The 21,789-nt window shown below is 35.5% G+C and carries 19 protein-coding genes and 2 pseudogenes; 5 read left to right on the top strand and 16 right to left on the bottom strand.

Translation table 11 applies throughout. The features are described from left to right. Window positions 1-57 precede the first annotated feature (57 nt). A complete protein-coding gene (locus tag IPI15_RS01270; protein ID WP_287418900.1) occupies window positions 58-684 on the top strand; it encodes a GNAT family N-acetyltransferase in 627 nt (208 codons plus the stop codon). Then, window positions 672-1,253, top strand: a complete 582-nt coding sequence (locus IPI15_RS01265; RefSeq protein ID WP_287402684.1) for a Crp/Fnr family transcriptional regulator — start codon at window positions 672-674, stop codon at window positions 1,251-1,253. The genes IPI15_RS01270 and IPI15_RS01265 overlap by 13 nt, the downstream gene beginning before the upstream one ends. Window positions 1,254-1,394: 141 nt before the next feature. Here the strand turns inward: IPI15_RS01265 and IPI15_RS01260 are convergent, their stop codons facing one another. Beyond that, window positions 1,395-2,507, bottom strand: coding sequence for a redoxin domain-containing protein (locus IPI15_RS01260; RefSeq protein ID WP_287402682.1), 1,113 nt, complete (start codon window positions 2,505-2,507; stop codon window positions 1,395-1,397). 29 nt (window positions 2,508-2,536) lie between these two features. Then, a complete protein-coding gene (purL, locus tag IPI15_RS01255; protein ID WP_287418898.1) occupies window positions 2,537-4,759 on the bottom strand; it encodes a phosphoribosylformylglycinamidine synthase subunit PurL in 2,223 nt (740 codons plus the stop codon). A 335-nt stretch (window positions 4,760-5,094) separates the two neighbouring features. Between purL and IPI15_RS01250 the strand changes: the two genes are divergently transcribed. Further along, window positions 5,095-5,841: a C40 family peptidase gene (locus IPI15_RS01250; protein ID WP_287418896.1), complete on the top strand. Its 747-nt coding sequence runs from the start codon at window positions 5,095-5,097 to the stop codon at window positions 5,839-5,841. A gap of 50 nt (window positions 5,842-5,891) precedes the next feature. On the opposite strand, the gene IPI15_RS01245 is transcribed toward IPI15_RS01250, so the two are convergent. The 10 genes and pseudogenes from IPI15_RS01245 to IPI15_RS01195 form a co-directional block, all read right to left on the bottom strand. Continuing rightward, a complete protein-coding gene (locus IPI15_RS01245; protein ID WP_287418894.1) occupies window positions 5,892-7,097 on the bottom strand; it encodes a hypothetical protein in 1,206 nt (401 codons plus the stop codon). Window positions 7,098-7,347: 250 nt separating this feature from the next. Further along, a complete protein-coding gene (locus IPI15_RS01240; RefSeq protein ID WP_287418892.1) occupies window positions 7,348-8,364 on the bottom strand; it encodes a hypothetical protein in 1,017 nt (338 codons plus the stop codon). A gap of 345 nt (window positions 8,365-8,709) precedes the next feature. Further along, window positions 8,710-10,003: pseudogene (locus IPI15_RS19730) on the bottom strand (ATP-binding protein). Window positions 10,004-10,596: 593 nt separating this feature from the next. Further along, window positions 10,597-10,842: a hypothetical protein gene (locus IPI15_RS01225; protein WP_287402669.1), complete on the bottom strand. Its 246-nt coding sequence runs from the start codon at window positions 10,840-10,842 to the stop codon at window positions 10,597-10,599. A gap of 69 nt (window positions 10,843-10,911) precedes the next feature. Then, on the bottom strand, window positions 10,912-11,187 hold the full coding sequence (locus tag IPI15_RS01220) for a hypothetical protein (RefSeq protein WP_287402667.1): 276 nt from the start codon (window positions 11,185-11,187) through the stop codon (window positions 10,912-10,914). Between the two features lie 33 nt (window positions 11,188-11,220). Beyond that, a complete protein-coding gene (locus IPI15_RS01215; protein WP_287402666.1) occupies window positions 11,221-11,454 on the bottom strand; it encodes a hypothetical protein in 234 nt (77 codons plus the stop codon). A gap of 92 nt (window positions 11,455-11,546) precedes the next feature. Further along, entirely contained in the window at window positions 11,547-12,233 is a 687-nt protein-coding gene (locus tag IPI15_RS01210) for an Rpn family recombination-promoting nuclease/putative transposase (protein WP_287402665.1), read from the bottom strand. Window positions 12,234-12,318: 85 nt separating this feature from the next. Further along, window positions 12,319-13,341: a hypothetical protein gene (locus IPI15_RS01205; protein WP_287402664.1), complete on the bottom strand. Its 1,023-nt coding sequence runs from the start codon at window positions 13,339-13,341 to the stop codon at window positions 12,319-12,321. Between the two features lie 189 nt (window positions 13,342-13,530). Continuing rightward, entirely contained in the window at window positions 13,531-14,469 is a 939-nt protein-coding gene (locus tag IPI15_RS01200; protein ID WP_287402662.1) for a hypothetical protein, read from the bottom strand. A 526-nt stretch (window positions 14,470-14,995) separates the two neighbouring features. Continuing rightward, window positions 14,996-15,985, bottom strand: coding sequence for a hypothetical protein (locus tag IPI15_RS01195; RefSeq protein WP_287418886.1), 990 nt, complete (start codon window positions 15,983-15,985; stop codon window positions 14,996-14,998). A 562-nt stretch (window positions 15,986-16,547) separates the two neighbouring features. Between IPI15_RS01195 and IPI15_RS01190 the strand changes: the two genes are divergently transcribed. After that, on the top strand, window positions 16,548-16,667 hold the full coding sequence (locus tag IPI15_RS01190; protein WP_353738744.1) for a hypothetical protein: 120 nt from the start codon (window positions 16,548-16,550) through the stop codon (window positions 16,665-16,667). 254 nt (window positions 16,668-16,921) lie between these two features. Here IPI15_RS01190 and IPI15_RS01185 read toward each other — a convergent pair whose 3' ends face one another. The 4 genes and pseudogenes from IPI15_RS01185 to der form a co-directional block, all read right to left on the bottom strand. Beyond that, window positions 16,922-18,205, bottom strand: coding sequence for a glycosyltransferase (locus IPI15_RS01185; protein WP_287402654.1), 1,284 nt, complete (start codon window positions 18,203-18,205; stop codon window positions 16,922-16,924). Next, window positions 18,206-19,087, bottom strand: a complete 882-nt coding sequence (gene rfbD, locus IPI15_RS01180; protein ID WP_287402652.1) for a dTDP-4-dehydrorhamnose reductase — start codon at window positions 19,085-19,087, stop codon at window positions 18,206-18,208. Window positions 19,088-19,108: 21 nt separating this feature from the next. Next, window positions 19,109-19,660 (bottom strand): dTDP-4-dehydrorhamnose 3,5-epimerase, encoded by a 552-nt coding sequence (gene rfbC, locus IPI15_RS01175; RefSeq protein WP_287402650.1) that lies wholly within the window; start codon window positions 19,658-19,660, stop codon window positions 19,109-19,111. Window position 19,661: 1 nt separating this feature from the next. After that, window positions 19,662-20,963: pseudogene (gene der, locus IPI15_RS19725) on the bottom strand (ribosome biogenesis GTPase Der). 135 nt (window positions 20,964-21,098) lie between these two features. On the opposite strand from der, the gene IPI15_RS01160 reads away from it, so the two are divergent. Continuing rightward, window positions 21,099-21,755 (top strand): response regulator, encoded by a 657-nt coding sequence (locus IPI15_RS01160; protein ID WP_287402646.1) that lies wholly within the window; start codon window positions 21,099-21,101, stop codon window positions 21,753-21,755. Window positions 21,756-21,789: the final 34 nt, after the last annotated feature.

Here is a 21,789-nt window from a genome sequence, read left to right as displayed (position 1 = left end):
TTGCTCTTTCAATTTTTGGTGAATTTTAATTGAGAGGCATTCAGTACATCTTTTTAGTTGAAAATAAATTTTTTTGAAGTCGGAAATACTATCCTCGAGAATGAAAGAGTAATTCTCAAGCCATTGTCATTGCACGATTTCGAACAACTCCTCCCTTTTTCAGAAAACGAATTGGATATTTGGAAATTTACATTAGTACATGCTAATGGTCGCGACGCCTTAATCAACTATATTAATAATGCTCTTGAGGGAAAAAGTGCGAATACTCAGCTTCCGTTTATTGTAATAGACAAATTAACCAATTCTTATGCAGGAAGTACAAGATTTTATGATATAGATGTACAGAATCAGAAGACTCAAATTGGCTATACCTGGTATGGCAAAGAATTTCAAGGCACAGGCATCAATGTCAACTGTAAATATCTTTTACTTGAATTTGCCTTTCATACATTAGGATTCGAAAGAGTACAGTTCATGGCAGATAGCAGAAATTCAAGAAGTATAGCAGCTATGAAAAAAATTGGTTGTACAGAAGAAGGCATTTTAAGAAGCAATTATATTACTTCCGATGGATTGCGACGTGATAGTATCGTTTTTAGCATTCTAAAAACTGAATGGGAGAGTCATGTCAAACAACATTTAATTTCTTTAATAAATAAACACCCCAGCAAATGTTTAAACTGATAGAAGAGAATATTTCAAAAAATGTACACTTTACAGATGAAGAGGTTAGTCAGTTTAAATCTTTCCTTGTCCTTAAAAAACTGCCTAAAAGGCATTTTCTTCTAAAACCAGGAGATATATGCACTTTTGAGACATTCATAGTAAGTGGCTGTATAAGAAAGTATTATGTGGACCCTCAAGGTATTGAGGTGACACTTATGCTTGCCATTGAAGACTATTGGGTTGGCGATTTAGATAGTGCGACAAACCATACACCAACAAAGATTTATTTGGAAACAATAGAACCCTGCACTGTTTTAGAACTAAGTTCTGCCTCTAAAGAAAAGTTATTGGTCCAAATACCCAAATTTGAAAGGATATTTAGAATCATGTTACAAAATAATGTAGCTAAATATCAGGATCGTTTAATTACAATTCTATCTAAATCTGCCACTGAAAAATATCTGGACTTCATGGATACATATCCTAAATTTGTTAATCGGATACCTCAGATTTATATCGCATCATTCATCGGTATTTCTCCTGAATTCCTAAGCAAAGTTAGAAAGAAGCTTGCCACCCAGCACTAACCATAAAAAGTTTAATAAATCATCAACCCTAAAATCAAAGTATGATCTCTGAACAATTTTAGGAAAAACACTAAAGGCATTTACAAATAAAAAAAGCATCCTGTGTTGCAGGATGCTTTTTTTTAATAAATACAGAAAGTCTTAAAGGACTTTGAGTAATTCCTCTTCGAGTGTATTTCTTGGATTAACTGCCACGATCTTGCCATCTTTTCCAATCAGGAAGGTTTGTGGTATGGAATTAACACCATATTGTTGTGCCGCAGAACTTCCCCATTTCTTAAGATCACTTACATGACTCGTCCAGGCAAGTTTATCCTGAGTGATTGCGGCCAACCATTTTGATTTAGAAGCATCCATTTGTGCTTGATACTGTTCTGGTGACATTTGAGCTTTATTACGCTCATCAACTCCATCAAGAGAAACACTATAAACAGTAAATCCTTTATCTTTGTATTTGTTGTATATCTCAACTACATGAGGATTCGCCTGACGGCAAGGTCCACACCAGCTCGCCCAGAAATCAAGCAGAACGATTTTGCCCTTCAATGAAGAAAGTGCGATCTCTTTTCCTTCAGGATTTGCCAATTTAATGTCAGGTGCCATTTGGCCGACACTTATGCCGCTTCCTTGGCCCGGTTGTTGCTGAGGTGCAGTCAATTGATTGATCATTGATTGGTAGCCACCTATAAAATCTGAAGTTGGGTCAAATGCTTTTAATCTTTCCAATACAGCTTTATGTGTCTCTACATCTGCAGGCTTTCTAAGCGTGATCATAGCTATTTGCATCGCAGCATAAGGATTGGTTGCATTTTCAATTGCTTTTTTAGCCGCTACATCGTCAAGTGTTTTGTTCATTAGACCTTTAATTGCATTTGCAAACTCTTCTGAACCCTTAGCTCCTGTGATTGTAAAACTTAAGTCGTCAAAAGAATTAAGTGTACCTTTGATCGTCACTTCCTTTTCCTTGCCATTTAGTATGATTGGAGCAATCTTAGCACCAATAGTCAATTTATAAACACCGGGAGTAAGTACCTCGTCATTCGTTATGGTAAATTTTCCTTGTGCATCAATTTTAGCTTTTGCTACCGGAATAGCATTGTTTTGCATCCCAAGTTTATCGAGGCTAGCCTCCATATTAGCAGCATCCTTAATCTCTCCTGTAAGCGTGAAGCCTTTAGTAGCACTGATAGCCGCGCATCCTACGACAAGAGTCATTGAAAATGCCAGAAAATAAAATAATATGTTTTTACGCATCGTAATAGAAATTGAATTTTAGATTTTATTTATTGCTCAATCAGTTCTTTCAAACGTGAATTAAAAGTTTTTTTGTATTCAGACAACGTGCCAAAGTTAATATTGTTGATGGACATATGATCTTTTCTTACTGATCCTATTCTCTTACAAGGAACTGAATGCCTTTGGCATATCTCTTCAATAGATGATGATTTGTCAGAATTTAAGCTTAAAACAATGCGTGATTGGGCTTCTCCGAATAATGCAGCATCCATTCTAATCCCATCAGTTAATGATATGTCAAAGCCCAAATCATGAGTAAATGAAGATTCTAATAAGGATTGAAATAATCCACCGTCAGCTGTATCATGTGCCGAATTAATTAATCCACCTTCAATAATTTCAATTACAGCCGCTTGCAAAGCCATTTCTTCCACTTCATTGAAATGAGGTGGTGGGGATGAATGAACACCATGAACTTCTCTAAGATATTCTGAAGAGTTGATATCTTCCTTTTGATTTCCTAATAAATAGATAACGTCGCCTTCATTTTTGAAATCCAGTGAGGTAAAATGATCCACATCTTCAATGATACCGACCATTCCAATAGATGGCGTTGGATAAATAGGCTCGGTAGTATTTCCAATGACTGATTGATTATAAAAACTAACATTCCCGCCAGTCACAGGAGTATCTAACAATCTGCAAGCTTCACCCATACCTCTGATCACTTCTACAAATTGGTAATAAACACCTTCATTGTAGGGGTTACCAAAGTTCAGACAATTCGTGATGGCAAGAGGTTTGCCACCTGTGCAAACGATATTTCGTGCAGCTTCCATCACGGCTATTTTGGACCCAATATAAGGATCACTATATACATAAGTTGAGTTGCAATCTATCGTGGCAGCTAATGCTTTTCTAGTATCTTTGATTCTAATAACACTTGCATCAGACTTACTTCCGACGGCCATAGTATTAGTTCTAACCATAGAATCGTATTGCTCAGATATCCAATGCTTTGAAACTAAATTTGGCAACAAGCTCATTTGCTTGGCGACGGCAACAAGATCTTGTGGTTCAGGGATATTTGAAATATCAAATTCAGTATTTTTCTTTAAGTAGTCAGGTTTTGAATATGGTCTGTCATATACCGGAGCACCACCGCCTAAGACAAGGCTGTATGCGTTTACTTCCGCTACTAGTTCGCCGTCCATGAAAAACTCAAGCATTCCTGTGTCAGTAACTTCACCGATGTCATCACAAGGCAGATCCCATTTGTCAAATACAGCTTGCAAGATGGCTTCCTGTCCTTGTTTGCATACGATCAACATTCTTTCCTGACTTTCAGAAAGCAATAACTCCCAAGGTGCCATATTTTGTTGGCGCTTTGGCACTTTTGATAGATCGATGCGCATTCCTGCTTCTCCTTTTGCACTCATCTCCGAAGTTGAACAAATGATACCTGCGGCACCCATGTCCTGCATTCCGACCATAGCGCCTGTGGCTATAGCTTCCAGAGATGCTTCTAATAATAATTTTTCCTGAAATGGATCACCTACCTGTACAGATGGAAGGTCTTCTGCACTATCTTCAGTTAAGTCTGCAGAAGCAAATGTAGCTCCGTGAATACCGTCCTTACCTGTAGCCGCACCTACTATAAATACCCTATTACCGGCCCCTTTCGCGATGGCTGAGACAGTATCTCCAGCCTTCATCACCCCAATACTCATGGCATTGACAAGGATGTTTTGATTATAACATGGATGAAAGTAAGTCTCACCACCAATAGTTGGAACACCCAGACAGTTGCCATAATCTCCGATGCCATGGACCACTCCTTTGACTAATCTTCTGGTATGTGCCAATGAAAGATCTCCGAATCTCAATGAATTAAGCGCTGCAATAGGACGTGCGCCCATCGTAAATATATCTCTGTGAATACCTCCTACTCCTGTAGCTGCACCCTGATAAGGTTCTAAGGCAGAAGGATGATTGTGACTTTCGATCTTGAAGGCACAGGCAAGTCCATCACCGATGTCCACCAAACCTGCATTCTCCTCCCCTGCTGCTACAAGTAATTTTTTGCCTTCTCTTGGTAATGTTTTGAGGTACTTGATAGAGTTTTTGTAAGAACAATGTTCTGACCACATGACAGAATAAATACTCAGTTCATTAAAATTGGGTTCACGACCCATTATTTCAATGATTTTTTCAAATTCTTCTGCGGTTAAGCCCAGGTTTTTAGCTGTCTCAACGTTTACTTCTGCCATGTAATTTGTTTCTTGTGGATATTTCCTGCAAATGTAGTACGATAAAGTAAGAATATATATATAAATTTTAGAAAAGTGTGCTAGAATAAAGTATTAGAGTGGATAGTATTAGAGTATTAGAGTATTAGAGTATTAGAGTTAACCAGTTGTGATTGCACCAATTGGACCAGTTGGATCAGCCCACAGAGACATTCATGCGCTAGCGCATGAAGTTGGAAGGATCCCCGCAGGGATCCTTCCATCCAATGGGTCATGACCCATTGGGACGCAGCGCGATCCGCACAGCGTCCCAGAAGTATATTTTTCGTAATTTGCACACTGAATAAATAATCCTCATGTCCATCTACCTATCCTTCCTTCCAGATATGCTGCTGCAATGCAATACACCGATGGCACCACTGCGTGCCAATCCTTCTGAAACCGCCGAACTGGAAAGTCAGATATTATACGGAGAAAGTGCAACAGTGCTGGAATTAGGCCAGAAGGATTGGATCCGCATCCGCAATGAAGATGACAAATATGATGGCTGGACAGATAAAAAACATTTTGTGATCGCTTCTGAACCAAAATCCTTATTATTCATGGACCTTTTAGCCCCTGTGCAGACATCAGATGGATTAAAATATTTACCATTTGGTTCAAAACTTGGCAATGCTGAAAAAACGATAATTAAAAATCAATCCGCAGAAAGGAAAATGTACGAAGTATCCAAGATACTTGAATTAGTCAGTAAGTTTGAGAATGCGCCATATTTGTGGGGTGGTAAAACAATATTAGGCATGGATTGCAGTGGACTAATGCAACTCATTCATAAACCATTCAGTATAGATCTTCCAAGAAATGCCTCTCAGCAAGAGATGGCTGGTGATCTGATCACTTTCGGAAGTCATAGGGCAGGTGATGTTGCATTTTTCGCAAATGAAAACAATAAGGTCGTGCACGTAGGAATACTTTCATCGACTGATTCGATCTGGCATGCCAGTGGCTGCGTGAGGCTAGATGGTTTTATACTAGAAGGAATTTTAAATAGGGATACCGATTTGATTAGCCATCGTCTTTACAGTATTAGAAGGTTTGCCTAAGGCCTAGAATTTAGTTTGCTCCCTCTTTAAAGACCAATCATATTATAGGTCTAACCTTGCAATTGCTCTTCTATATTCTCTTCAGAAGAATTATCGCTTTTCCCACTTTTTATTGCACCAACCATCATGAATAAAGATGTAAAAATAATTACTTGGACAATCAGAGATTTATTCACTATACCAATGGTCTGACTAGCTGGCAAACTTAGAAATAATAGGATAGTGATGAGTCCACGTGGTGCAATAAATCCCACTGGTGAAATTGGTATTTTTAGAATTTTCAATACCATAAATCGAATCAATACAATTAATCCAAAGATTGACAATGACCATGGAAGTGTCTGTAAATTCAATATTTCCTTTGTTTCCAATAAAAAACCAAACAATAAAAAGAAAAATGCTCTCACTAAAAATGTTGCTTCGATAACAATTTCTTTAAGTCGCATAGCTTCATTGTGCAGCATTTCAGGGTTAAGCTTATGTATCCATTTTACAGAATCCAATCTTTCAAGATTACCTAGAAATAATCCAAGAATGAGTATAAACAATAAGCCGGGCAGATGCAGATATTTAGAGATGAAGTAGATCATGATGATGATGATAATCATCGGAGTGAATTTCACATGATTTTCGATCTTATTAAGCAAGTATGCAAGCAGAATGGTAAACACAAATGAAAGCACCAACATTACCAGTATCTCCTTTCCAAAATCCAAAAATGAAAATACATCAATGACCTCATTATATATTACGAAATTGAAAAACAAAACACCTATTATGTCAGAAAAACTGCTTTCATAGACTACAAATTCTCTGGATGCTTTATCAAAATACCTAACTGTTGGTATCGCTATCGCGCTACTAATGACACACAATGGTATGGCACTTAATAAGGATGCCCGCCAATCATTGTTTCCATAATAACTAAATAAAGCAGTCAAAATCAGCGCTAAAAGAATGATAGGAACAATTGATGAATAAAATGATTTCTTGACCAAAGGTATTTTGGAACGGTCAAACTCTAGTTCCAGTGAACCTTCTAATACTATGAGCAATAAACCTATATTACCAATCACCGGCAATAAAGATGCAAAATCAGGTGTTTCGACTCCTAACAGATAACAACCTTGCCGCATCGCCCAACCCAAGAGCAATAATAAAATGACAGATAGGATCTTTGTCTTAGCAGTACTAAGGTCGAAAAGATATGCTATAAGCATGAGGATACATACAGCTATGATAATCGATGTGGTCATAGAGTTTTTTTAGACAATGTAAAATCAGTGCTTAGTTGGTGCAAAAGTAGAAAAAGAAATGAATTACTTGATGAGTGTTATAAAATTGCAGAAGCTGATTGCCTTTTATCACTCAAATTTAGAAGTTGGCGAATATTGCATTATGCCACTAAATTACTATTTTGTTTTTGTCAGGAATTTCACGAATTTTCACGAATGAAAAATTCTTGAATTAAAAGCATTCCTTTAATTTTTGATCCCAGAGTATAGCTTACTCCTCCAAGAACCTCACATAATTCGGGTCAGAAAGTCTTTTATTAATAGCATCCTCAAGTTTTTTATCATCGGGAAATTCCCACTTTCCATAAACATGTTTTTGAAGCATGAAAGGCAACTTAGTTGTTTTGGAGAATCTGTATTTTTTTATTGCGCGGTCAAGATCCTCCAGATAATATTTCGCCCGATTTTTATTGACCTGATCTTTTAAATTGCAGCAACATGTGAAAGCATCCTCACCGAATGATTCGATCACTGCGAATATTCTTCCTTCACAACCCAAATTTGTTGTATCGCTTCTCTCCCCAAATGTTTGTGCTTGGGAAAAATATGTTAAAGGATTTATGTTATGGTGCTCGAGGTTATTAATATAAAACTTACCGTATTTTTCAAGATCATCTCTGACTTGGTGAATCATTAAAATGTGAAGATTTGGTGTAACTAGGATAGTGTCCCCATAAATTTGCACCCCAACTTCATAAGATTTTGGAAGAAGTCCATCAGTAAAAATTTTGTCTTCCAATATCTTTTCATTTATCATATCTATCGCCAGAATAGCTGAATCCGGCATATTATTCACCCTAGGATATTGATCTGTCACCAACATGCTATCAATCAATTTTATTTTGAAAGAATCAATCTTAGTCTCAAATGGCTCATACATAACATCAAAAATCTGAGAATCTACAAACCTACTGAAGTAGTGCTTCTTTTCAAAATAACTTCTTGGAACACCCTGCTTCAATAATTCAACAATGTACTTTCCTGTCAGTTCATACCTGTCAGCTTCAATGGCACAGATGAGGGCGTTGTTCAGATCAGTAACAAAATTCTCCGGGAACATTGCAAATGCCTTCTCATAATAATATATGGAGCTATCGAACTGATTGGTTAGGATAAAGTCTTCTGCTGTGTATAGAGATTGGTAGTAAGTGTTGAGTTTGGGATTGAGCTGGGAGAATAGCGGGCTAAGATTGAAATAAATCAGGAATAATGATATTAGTATTTTCATAGTAGTTTGATGTTTGGTTGACCAAGTTACTAAATAATTAAAACATATAATTAATTGAATAATTATCGTGCATATCAAATTGCACAAAGCCGAAAAAGAAAAGACTTAGCACATAAAGATTCCTCGCTTCGCTCGGAATGACGTTATGTCGATGGGATTGGGGTATAAAATGGGGTGGCTGCGCCACCCCATTTTATACCCCCTCAGGACAAGGATTCTGTCATTCCGACCGAAGGGAGGAATCTACTAAATAAAAATCAACCACTATATTAGTATCCATCTTTTTATAAAATATGTAAGTTGTTGTGCAATTAGTAATACACACATAATTATCTTTCCCAAATTCTAGTTTTCTACTATTAATTCAATTGAATATAATGGAATATTTGTAAGCCAATCTTCCTTCCTATAGGGACTCATCGAAGTTCTTATGGCATTTTGGGTTTGATATCTCTCGACAAATACTTTCAAACTCTTAGCCTTTAGGTTTTCTTCTGCTTTTACCTCCACCGGAATTATTTCGTTGCTTTGTTGCAATACAACATCAATTTCAGAAGTCGCATTGGCAGCTGTCCAATAATATATGTCTATTTTATTGTTTAGTTGCTGACATACGTATTGTTCAGTCAAAGCTCCTTTAAATTCTGTAAGTATATTATTTTTTTCGAGTAGAATCTGTTTGTCCAGATTCGCGGCGGCATTTAATAACCCTACATCCAGCATATATAATTTGAATGAATCATAGTCCGCATAAGCATTTAATGGTATTGTAGGTTTTTCAACTCGTGACACTTTCATTATCAATCCTGCATCGACAAGCCAATTGATGGCAGTTTCAAAATCCTTTGCCCTTGATCCTTTTCTTATTTGTCCATATATAAATTTTTTGTTCTCCTTAGCCAATTGGCTTAATAGTGCATTCCAAACCAGCCGTATTTTTGGTACAATTTCTATTGGAGCATATTTTGCAAAATCATTTTGGTAGCCTATTAATATGGTTTTTTGAATGGCCCTTACATCATCTAGATTTTTATATTTAATATAATTCGAAACTGCTTCCGGCATTCCTCCTATGAAATAATACAATCTTAACAACTTCACCAATTTTTCATGAAAAGAGGCTATAATGTTCCATTTCTTTAGTATCAGAATATCCAAAAGTCTTTGTTCTCCAATATTTTTAAGAAATTCAAAAAAAGCTCATAGGGAAAAGCTTCATGAAATCAACCTTCCCAACAGGAAATGAATTGTTTTTTTGCAATGATATGCCGAGTAATGACCCGGCTGAAATAATATAATACTCAGGTGCATTTTCATAAAAATATTTCAAAGCTGTCAGTCCTTTTTCAACTTCCTGTATTTCATCAAAAATCAATAATGTATTGTGAGGCTCAACTCTAATATTAGTTTCAAGTTCAATAACAGCGAGGATTCGCTCCACATTGAAATCAGATATAAACAAATCTTTTAACCTGGCACTGCTTTCAAAGTTCAAATACACTACTTGCTCGAATTCCTGACGTCCAAATTCCTTCATCAACCATGTTTTACCAACCTGTCTTGCGCCTTGAATGATTAATGGTTTTCTGTTTGTTGAATTTTTCCAATCCACCAATTTTTGAAATAAATATCTCTTCATGAAATTCGCTGAATATTGCATTAAAAAGGCAAAAATACACTTTTTCAAACGAATAAATGTGTTTCGCCACACTTTTTCAAATGAATAAATGTAATTGTGAACACTTTTTCGAAGGAATGAATGGATTATAACTAAAGTTTCGGTGTTATAAATATATTCTAAAAGTCTTGCTATTACTCAATCTAAGGTAGAAGTCAGAAGTCAGAAATCAGAAGTCAGAAGGAAACTTCGATGGTTGAGCCTAGCAAATGAAACCATTTTAATAAATTGAAGCAAATGGAAAATTGATTTAAATGTTTAACAATCAATGTTTTAGATTAATGTATATATTAATAATTATACATTTATACAATTGATTATCAATGACATAATCAACTTAGAAGCTTAAGGATTATAATTGATAGTTTTTTGTATTTTTTTAATGGAAATCCCTTGCAGACCATCAAAATCGTTTACATAAGGAAAGAATTTGTAGAATCCAATTTGAATTCCTGGGCTGAGCACATAACCGAGAAAATTGATAGAAAGAATATGCTAAGTAGAAGTTTGAGCATGATCTGATTCATAATTTTTCTATATAGAATGGAGGATTTTTATTTATTCAATTCCGCTCTAATTTTTTGAACAAACTCCATGCTTACTTCGGCTATATCAACTATATTCCTATCTGAAAAGTCAAATTTCATAATCATATTTTTGACCATGCTAGTTTTCGCTCTTCTGAAACCCTCCTCAAATCCAATTGAAAATCCTCTTTCATACGCCTTCCTTTCAGCATAAGCTTTAGAAGTTTCATAATACCATTCTGCCACCTGACTCGATATAATCTTAATTTTCATTTCACCATTATTAAAACTTCTAGGACACAAAAAATATGACACTGGTTAACTATAATACTATATTACTGTTCATTCCTTTCTCCTTAATTCCGCTCTAATTTTTTGAACAAACTCTAGACTTATATCCAAAGACTTGGCGATCTGCTCATCTGAAAAGTTTAATTTCAAAATCATACTTTTTACAAAACTTAATTTTGCTTCATGAAATCCTTCTTCCCTGCTTTTAATTAATGCCTTCTTTTCAGCATAAGCTATTGAATTGTCGTAATCCCATTGTGCCATCATCAACGATATACTCTTCTTATTCAATTCATTATTAATACCGAACGATTCTTTTGAATACAATGATCCTTAATACTGGTTAACTATAATACTATTTTAATCCTGTCTCCCCAGTTCTTCTCGAATTTTCTGAACATACTCAATACTTATTTCCACAATTTCTGAGATCTGCTCATTAGATAGGCCAGATTTTTGAATCATATTTTTTACTACTGCTGCATTCGCTTTCTCGATTCCTCTCTCCATTCCTCTCTCCGTAGCCTTCTTTTCAGCATAAGCTATTGAATTGTCATAATCCCATTGTGCCTTCCGGCTTGATTCGTAACTCATGAGTTCTTCATTTTTTAAATTTACAATCTCTGCTATCTTAAATAACACCGAATAGAAATTCGTAATAGTCCATTAAAATGGACAAACGACTTTCAGCTCGGTATTATACGGAAATATATTGATAAAATATACAATTCCGTATCGTATAACTTCTTAAATATCAGTTTGTTTAAAAATCCCGGAGCCTTATTCAAGTGGCTCAAATGTTTCAACACATATATCCACTTATCAAGTTCCGAAATATCTTCAATACGATCGGTTGTCGTAAATTCTTTGTCAAAATTAGGCAATTCTATGTAAATGTAGCCCAACTTTTCATAAAATTCTTGCCCACTCGTCCTGTCTGTCAAGTGTATATCATGAAAGTAATTTCTATCTGGGTTATCATTGAACCGAAAATCCATGATTCCAATAAAATATACTTCCGGTAATTCGTAATTCCATTTGCGCTTTTTGCCAACTAGCCGATTGATAACCCGCGATGTATAATAAATACTCCTGTCCTTAAAGTATTCCTGACTGCCTCTTTGCATTTCAATTATAAACCGCTCTCCATCCTTCCCGGTACAATACAAATCAACCGTCACACCGCGATGTTTGGAGAAGTCGGCAATTTGTTCTGTTGCTCCTATTTTGAGGTCCTTGATTATTTTCCTACCCTGAAAGACACTATTGAGAAAACTTATGAGCAAATCCTTGTGTGGCTCATTACTAAATAAATACTTAAATCCGAAGTCGGTTAGTGGGTCTATATAGCGACCAAGCTTTGGGTTATCCATGGTGAAGTGAATTTCCTCAAAGATAAATAAAATTATGCAATAAGAAGATTGATCTTGAAATTAAAATTTGATATTGCTTTGAGTGCTACCGCTTTGAATAGCGAATAAAATCTTCAATAGAAATTACCTTAACAAATGGCTTTGAAATGAATAATTCATTCAACGTTTGAAGCCCAAGGTTATTCCTTAAAATATCAACCTCCTCCCGGTCAACATCAGGATTTAAAGGCCACCACACTCCACCTACTTTCTGATCGATGTAATAATCCAATGTTCCATAATTGCTGTAATAAATTTTAAGAGATTGGTCCATTAAGTTATTATGACCATAAGTTATGATTGAATCTCGCTGAGAATTCATTTTTAAAAGGACATTCTCGTCAATACTGGAGCGTTCCAATTGATACAGGTAATTTTCATTCGCCCAAAATTCTCCATTCTTGATAGCCTTTATTATAAAAGGTGAAATAGCCAGCAATTGATCCAATTCAAAATGAATTAGTAAAGTTTTAAGTGCATCACTTCCCTCCATTCCTAACTGTTCATATGACAGCATTTTATTACCATTAAACTTTATTAATTTCAAAATCGCATCAAATGTTAAAGCACCTACAATTTTCGAATATTTATCAAATTCATCCCGGCTTTCTCTTATTTTCTGATCCAAAGAAACCAGATCTGTCAGCACTTTGATATAAACAAAATTTAAATTTTCATTATAGTTTTTACTAATACTAAAATATTCATCTCTTGGGACAACATCAAAAATGGTACTTAAACCCACTTCAGGATGCTCTTTAAAATATTTTGCATAATAACTCGTATCCAAAAGTCCTTTTATTAGACTGACTTTCAGCACCTTTTTTGCAAAATCAAAACTATCACATTCAACTGCTTTAGAAATTGTATTCAGGCTATTAGCAACATTTCCAAACCGAGAATTATTATAAGCTTTACTATAGTATATTATCGCACTATCTTTTTGATCATTGTAAAAACAAGATTCTCCTTTCCAAAAGTTCTCATAGTTATTGCATATCGGCCCTTGTGTATAACCATTGATTGTAAAATACAAAATTATAACTGAAGTAAAAGTATATGCTCTCATTGTATTTTGCTGATTTACTAGGAATTAGAAGAAAATATGATTGGATAAAGTAAAGATAAAAATAAAACCAATCCATCCACTCTCCTCCAAAAATTTTCCAATCGTGAATATCCTTACTCGTCTGTGCCAAATTAGCCCTGTCGATCGGATACTCAAGAAAACACTCCATAATGGCAGACATGCCTTCAATTATCGTCCATTTGCTGCAGGCAATTCAATAACATATGGTCTTAATTCCGGCATGATTTCTTCCGGTATCCAAGGCACCTCATTCTGATTGTAAAAAGCATATTCAATATTCACCAAATTAAAACTGATTTTTTTCCTGTTTTCATCGGTAGTTTCAAGGTTAAATTTTGCTCTGGCACTATCAATATCGCTTTTCAAGGATATGTCATCCATTTTTATCATGAATGCTAGAGTGTCATTCCCAGTTATTCTTAGAAATTGACTTGCATAATATTTATTCAAACGACCATTAACCGGAACAAAACGCCTTGGATCCAACTTACCTTCAGAAATTTTCCTTTCCAACACCTTATCCATCCAGTCCCTGCGCCACTGATAATTGTGAATCAAAATAATATGTCCTGGAAGATCACCCCAAGGACTATTGCTCCCAATAGAATCATCGTGAGGATAAGAATATTTGCCATATAGAGTTATCAGCTTCATTAAATTTATTGAATCTACCTTTTTAATTAATGTATTAATAGAATCATTTTGGTATGCCAGATTACCCTGACGAATAGCCTGATCACTTATCATTAATTCTTCAACTTCCAAAGCCAAACGATCAACTTCCAAGATGATCAGCTGTATTGAATCTCTGTAATTTTTCCAATAGGGAATTTCCCATACAAATTTCATCCTCTTATTAATTAAAAAGATGTTTTTATCCACTGTCTGAAGCAAAACGTTTAGTGACTTTTTACCTTCAAGGTTTTTACCTAATTTCACTTCAAGAAGCCAATTATTGTATAGATCCCTTGTAAATAATTGGTGGATTTCATTTGCCTGATTGTAGTATTTATATGCATCAACTAATTGACCATCACAAATAGCAATCTCTGCTTTATTTATTAAGTAGAAGTAATCACTCTCTTTGCTTTCCGAAAAAGTCAACATGAATGTAATTAATATAGAATTTAAAAGGGAGATCAGCATTGTTGATACTTTTGAAAATAATTCATTAAAGGGTATAAAGTTATTTATTCAAGTTTCGGCAGTCAATTTCCCCTCTTTTTGGGTTAAATTTGGATTGAAATAAAAATGTTAGATGTTAAACCCTAACTTTCTTTAATTTACGTATTATACAATTTACATGCCAAATTTTTTTATGAGTTTTTGTGTATAGTTAGTAAATTCACTAAAATGCCAGGTATCGTTTATTAGAATTTTTTTTAACATCTGTAAGTAGTTGAATATAGTGATTTACTGAAATACTTTTTATGAGGTCTTTTAATTGCAGATATAGACGTTGATACCTTGCTGTTATTTATTTGAAAAACAAAAGTACCTTCGTGAATGCTTATTTTGATAATTTTAATATGATCTTCTCCTTTAAACAACAAAATAAATTTATGACCTAGGTAAAGCAACCATTCACAAACCTGTTTTATATTATAGTCATCTTTATTTGCACATATTAAGATCATTTCTTAACTAATTTGAATGTCCTAAACGGCCCCTCATAATAAAGGCTCAATCCAATTTGCAATCTATTCGTTCTTATTATATCTTTACCACATTTGGATTTCGTCCATATACCATAAGTACAATCGTTGTTATAAAGTATCTTTTCCAATCTATCGCACATTCTGGCATACCAAAAAGGGTCCAGATGACCTATTTTCACTTCACGCAAAAGAATAGTTTTATATTTTAAGTAATTTTCTTCTGAAAAATGAATAAGAATAGTAGTTAATAATTCAGAATAGTCTGGCCACCCATATTCTTCAACATAATCCATCAACTTTTTTTGAACTATGTCATCATTTACTTTCATCAACTTCAATTTTTGCTCCTCTGTTATATTTGTGGAATCTTTAAAATCGCTTCGATATTTTTGGTCCATAAATAAAAGAGAATCAAAAAAATTGTAATTCATCGTATTAAATTTACTATTTTCATACAAATAATAATTTAAATTGGTAGTTATTACAATTGTATCTAATAATCTATTAAATTCAAAATTTGTAAAAACATTACTAAAAATTGCAGAATCTTCCTTTAACCATTTCAATGAAATACCATTAAGTACACAAGAAAATTTTAGCAAATCTCTTGTTTTTTGTATATTTTTCATTTTAGCACTTACAACTGCTGCAAAATATACGTCTTTACCTAACGGTTTAACTTTTTTAAATGCTACCGTAAGAAGACTATCGGCTTTTTCTAATTTCCCTTCATAATAATTATGAATAGCTTCATTTCTATCGTTATAATAATTCGTAAAATTCTGTGACCAGCAATTGATACTTGTCACAGAAAATAGAATAATATAGAAAAATATTCTAAAATAATGGTGTTCCATCACCACAGTCGTATACTCCACCAGTACAACCATTTTGCTATTATGGCCCTCCACAGCCTTCATCATAAGCTTCTTGAAGTGAGGAGTAAGTGGTAACTTGCTCTTCATCAATACTTGAAGTTCTGCCCAAATAAGAGGCTGAGGAACCATCCCTCCAAACAACACTTCTTCCTCCAGAAATATCTTTTAGATTGAATGTAGAAAATTCTTGCAAAGGATCTAAAACTCATAAAATAATTGTTTTCATTTTTATAAAATTTAATTAAATAAACTATCCGTTACATTCACACTCCACCTTAGCAAAAGTTTCAAGTTGGCATTGATGGAATTACCATATAATACATGTGACTTGCCAATCAAAAATGATTATCAATTTAATATCTTTTAGTTTAAGTGTTTGAAATCCTTGATGATTTCCTTTCTATAACGCTAAGGTATTTCTTTTCTTACAAATAAATTTCCTTATTATTGGGAAATTTGAAAAAATAGTTATAAATAATATGGCATATTCTCAAATATTATCGCTTATATTTGCAGCAACACCACACTTAGCCTACATTATACTTTACAATATATAATCTTCAAACAAATTATGAACAAAAAAATAGGAGCCAAAATACGCCAACTATGAAAAGAAAAAGGATGGTCACTCGAGCAGTTAAGCAGCAAGTTGCACATCTCAAAATCAGCTTTACAAAGGATGGAGATGGGGGAGACGGCTATGTGGGCTGTCTATATTACTCAGCTTTCAAAAGTGCTGGAAACTAACTTTTCAACGATTATGTCTTGAAGAAAGAAGAAATGTATAACTAATACCTAATAATATATTACCATGTTTGTCAATACTACCAATTGTAATTATTCTAATAAATCCAACTTGTTCTTAATTATATAAATTGTTATTGACACCCCGGCCTTTGGCCACCCCTCAAGAGGGGAAGTTCTAACTTTATTTTGTTTTTATATTTATGTTTGGGTATTTAAAGAATTTGGAGAAAAATATTAGTTTTTTAGAAATTAAAATCTTAAATGAACCAGGTCGATTCACACCAACTCCACCACCCTCTTCGCATAATTCTCCCAACTCATATCCTTACTCGTCTCCGCCACATTCGCCCTGTCAATAGGATGCACTAGAAAACGCTCCATCGTTGCAGCCATGTCTTCGATATCATCAGAAGCGGCCAGGTAACCATTGTAGCCATCGACAACTGTCTCCGGAAAGTGTCCTACACGCGTAGCAAGGATGGGCATCTGAAAGTTGTAACCAATAGATTCTACTCCGGACGGCGTGGCATAATCATAAAATAATATAACAGCATCACTCACCTGGAAGTATTTGTGCACTTCTTCATTTGGTACAAACGAATTAAATACAGCGACTTTATCCTGTATTCCTAATTCTTCAATTAAGGCAAGTGGATTGTACTCACTTTCGTCATCTGACTTTTTGAGGAAGATCTTTTTTGCCAACCCGAAAAGTCCTGTTTTGATACGAGTCGATAATTTTGATTTATCCAAAGTTTTCCAAAAGGATTCACCGCAAATAATCAATGATACATCATCTCTTTTTTGAGCCAATAAATTAAATGCAGGAATAACGTTATGAAGACCTTTGTATTTTCGAATAAATCCAAAAAATAGAAATACATGTTTTTTCAATCCATGCACCGCCTTGAATGTTTCGATGTCATAATTCGGCACCGGCTTGAACATATCATACACCGGATGATATAAATTGATCACAGGTAATTGACCATTCGATCTCAATTTTTCAGTTTCAATAACTTCATTTTTATCAAATAATTGAAAATTGGTTTCGGGAAAAACTTCCTTTAATTCATTGAATGTTTTGAGGGCATGGGTGATGAAATTCTTACCATTTTTTAACGCAAATTTTGTGAATCTTTTATCGATCGAACTATGCTCTTTCTGAATTACAAAGTGCAGATCAAACACGGTTTTAACGCCGGCTTTATTTAATTTTTTTGCTATAAAACCAAGTGGGAGCCCCTGAATCGCTATCGCCCATTGAAATATAACCACATCAGGTTTTAGTTTGATGATCTCATTCGCAGTATTGGTCCAGGTCAACGGATTGTTGTAATTGGTCAGGTAATGTACCTTGATATTAGTACCTTCCAATTGATCTTTTTTACTTGCAAGATCTTTGAATTCTCTTGGGATAATAGCAGGATACTGCTGCGTCCACGAGACAATGTGCACTTCACAATCACTCCTTTTATCAAAAGCCTTTGCAAGCGATGTATTGTAATTGGCTATTCCACCTTTAAATACAGGGCCCGGACCGAAACATACGATGACCATTTAATCTTCCTTTAATGCTTTTAAACATTTGTGCAAACTGGCTGACCAATAAGGCATTTCAAGGTTAAAACGCTCTTTCAACTTTGTCTGATCGAACACCGAATAAGCCGGACGCTCTGCAGCAGCCTGGTATGAAGCAGACAAAATAGGATGAACTGTACAGCTCTTTCCTTCTAAGTGGAATATTTGTTTGGTGAAGTCATACCAGCTCGTCACGCCACTATTGGCAATATTGTAAGTACCTCTTACCTCTTCGATGTTGTATAATTTATTTGATATGCCATCGACTATCTTCAATACCCTGTCTGCAAGATCCCTCGCATATGTCGGGCAACCAATTTGATCAAAAACTACATTAAACTCCGTTTTGCTATTGGTCGCATTCAGGATATTCTTGACGAAATTAGTACCGAAGCTCGAATACACCCATGATGTCCGGAAGATCAAATGATTGTCACACATTTTTCGGATCTCCTCCTCCCCTGCCAGCTTTGACTTAGCATATACACCTTTTGGTGACGTAACATCTTCTTCTTTCAGCGGGCGACCAAAGTCATTGTGATATACGTAATCTGATGAAAAATGCACGAGCGTAATGTCATTTTCTTCGCAGTATTTAGCTAAGTTTTTTGGGCCTTCCTGATTGACTAGATATGCTTTTTCTGATTCTGTTTCTGCCAGATCGACCTTGGTGTAAGCTGCGCAATTAATCATGAAGTCCAGATCATATTCTTCAAGTTCATCATCCAGCTGAAGCCAGTCAGTGATGTCGAGTTCTTCAGAATCGAAAAACACAAAATCATGTTTCGGGTAATATTGAGAAAGCAGGGCAAGTTCCTGTCCTAATTGTCCTGCTGCACCGGTGACACCTATTGTTGCCATGTATTGAAGTTTATCGTTGTTTTATTGATCTATTGAAATATGTGTTCCTAAAGTGGGTAAAATCAGATCCTTCTCACTCACATTTAATTCATTAGCAGGAAAGCCCCAATCTATGCCCACATTTGGATCGTCGTATCTTAGCCCTCCTTCGTGCGATTTGCTGTAATAATTATCACATTTATAACAGAAGATGGCATTTTCTGACAAGACAAGGTAACCGTGAGCAAAGCCTCTTGGAACATATAACTGCTTATGATTATCTCCTGATAAAATGATTTTATAATGCTGGCCAAATGTCTTTGATTCCGGCCTGATATCTACTACCACATCCAGCACTTCACCCAGTAAAACTCTAACTAGTTTTGCTTGTGCATATGCTCCTGTCTGATAGTGTAGTCCTCTTAATGCCCCTTTGGTTGAAAAAGCCTGATTGTCTTGTATAAAAGGTCTTGTGATGCCCAAATCTTCGAAATAACTCGACCTGAAGCTTTCGAAAAAGTATCCCCGTTCATCATTGATTACCTTCGGCTCATATATCAGGACTCCTTCTATGTCAGTGGTTGAAAAAAGCATGTTATTTCTCTTTAAATACAATGCTGATCTTAACACCACTGAAGTCAAAGTTCTTACGCATTTGATTCTCCAAAAACTGCTTGTAACTTTCCAATATGTGATCCGGATAGTTGCAGAAAAATCCAAACACAGGGTGAGATGCGTGCAGTTGTGTGATGTATTTGATCTTGATCATCTTACCTCTGTAAGAAGGTGGTGGCGTCTTTTCAATAATTGGCAACATGACATCGTTGAGTTTGGACGTCATGATCTTTTTCTGCTTATTCTCATATATGTCCAAGAGCACTTCGATAGACTTGAAGATCCTTGTCTTTTCCAAAGCTGATATGAAAATGACGGGAACATCATTAAATGGTGCCAATCGTTCTTTTACTTCAGCTTCAAAATCACGTGCAGTATTGGTTTCTTTATCTACGAGATCCCATTTATTGACAAATATGGCGATACCTTTATTTCTTTTTTGGACTAACCGGAATATACTCATATCCTGTGCCTCGATACCTGTCTGTGCATCTATCAATAAAGCACAAACGTCAGCCTCTTCTATAGCTCGAATGGCGCGCATCACAGAATAGAACTCCAGATCCTCATTGACCTTTTGTTTCTTTCTGATACCGGCAGTATCTATGATATAAAATTCTTTGTTGAATAAATTATAGCGGGTGTGGATCGAATCACGCGTAGTTCCGGCGATGTCCGTCACAATATTGCGTTCTTCACCTAATAAAACGTTGGTATAGGATGATTTACCTACATTTGGTTGTCCAATAATTGCGATCTTAGGAAGGTCCGTGTTCAAGGTCTCCGGGTCAGTGATCATCGGCATCAGATCATCAAGGATCTACCCTGTACCACTACCTGAGATGGAAGAAAGGAAGTGCGTATGCTTGAATCCCATACCCCAGAATTCCTGTGCTTCAATGAATCTGGCGGCATTGTCTATCTTATTTACGACTAAGATGACATTCTTATTGGATTGGCGCAGCATCTTGGCTACTTTACTATCCAGGTCGGTTTCACCTGTTTCAAAATCTACCATAAAAATGATCGCTCCTGCTTCTTCTATGGCGATATGGACTTGGTCGCGGATGGCTTTTTCGAAAACATCATCACTTCCTTGAACGAAACCTCCAGTATCTACGACGATAAAAGACTTACCATTCCAATCAGCTTCGCCATATTGCCGATCTCTTGTGACGCCACTCACATCGTCGATGATGGCCTGTTTCTTACCGATCAGTCTGTTAAAAAGGGTGGATTTACCGACATTCGGTCTGCCTACTATAGCTACAATATTACTCATGAAAGTGCGTTATCAACTGCGAAAGTAGAATAAATTAAGGAAAAATATATATAATAAATCAAAAAAGACCGTAAATTGCCATTCATTAAGCTCATTCGAACTTTATTTACACAACTTATTAATATATAAATTTACATGGCGAAGCCTAAGATTCAGGTAATGATCGTAGATGATCACAAGATGTTTGTGGAAGGTGTTCAGGCTATTTTCTCCAATTCAGCTGAGATAAAAATAGTTGAGACAATTTTCGATGGGCAGGATGTCATGGGCGCTATTGAGAAGAATCCCAATATAGACATTATTTTACTTGATATAAATCTACCCAACCTGAATGGACTGGAATTGACTAAGCAAATCAAGAAAAAGTATCCAGCTATCAAGATATTGATATTGAGCATGTACAATAATGCCGAGTATATCAAAGAAGTGTTAAAAGAAGGTGCATCCGGCTATGTGCTGAAAAATACAGATCACGAAGAGTTGGTCCAGGCCATGCAGACCGTGTTTAATGGCAGTCAATATTATAGCCAGTCAGTGACCCAGACCATGATGAACAGTTTCGCAAAGAAAAATCAGGGCAATAACATGGACATCCTTCAAGTAAAGATCTCCAAGCGAGAGAAAGAGATCCTTGGCCTTATCATCAAGGAGCATACAGCTCAGGAGATCGCCAATATGTTATTTATAAGTTTGCACACAGTAGAGACACACAGAAGTAACCTAATGTCAAAACTTGGGGTAAGAAACAGTGCCGGTCTGGTCAGAGTGGCGCTCGAGAATAGCCTTGTTTAGCGAATTAATATTCACTCTTTCTATTACGCCCCAT

The sequence above is a fragment of the Candidatus Brachybacter algidus genome (assembly GCF_016707225.1).
GTDB lineage: Bacteria > Bacteroidota > Bacteroidia > Chitinophagales > Saprospiraceae > Parvibacillus > Parvibacillus algidus.
Note: the sequence above shows the minus strand (reverse complement) of the source record. Positions and strands in the feature narration are given on the sequence as shown.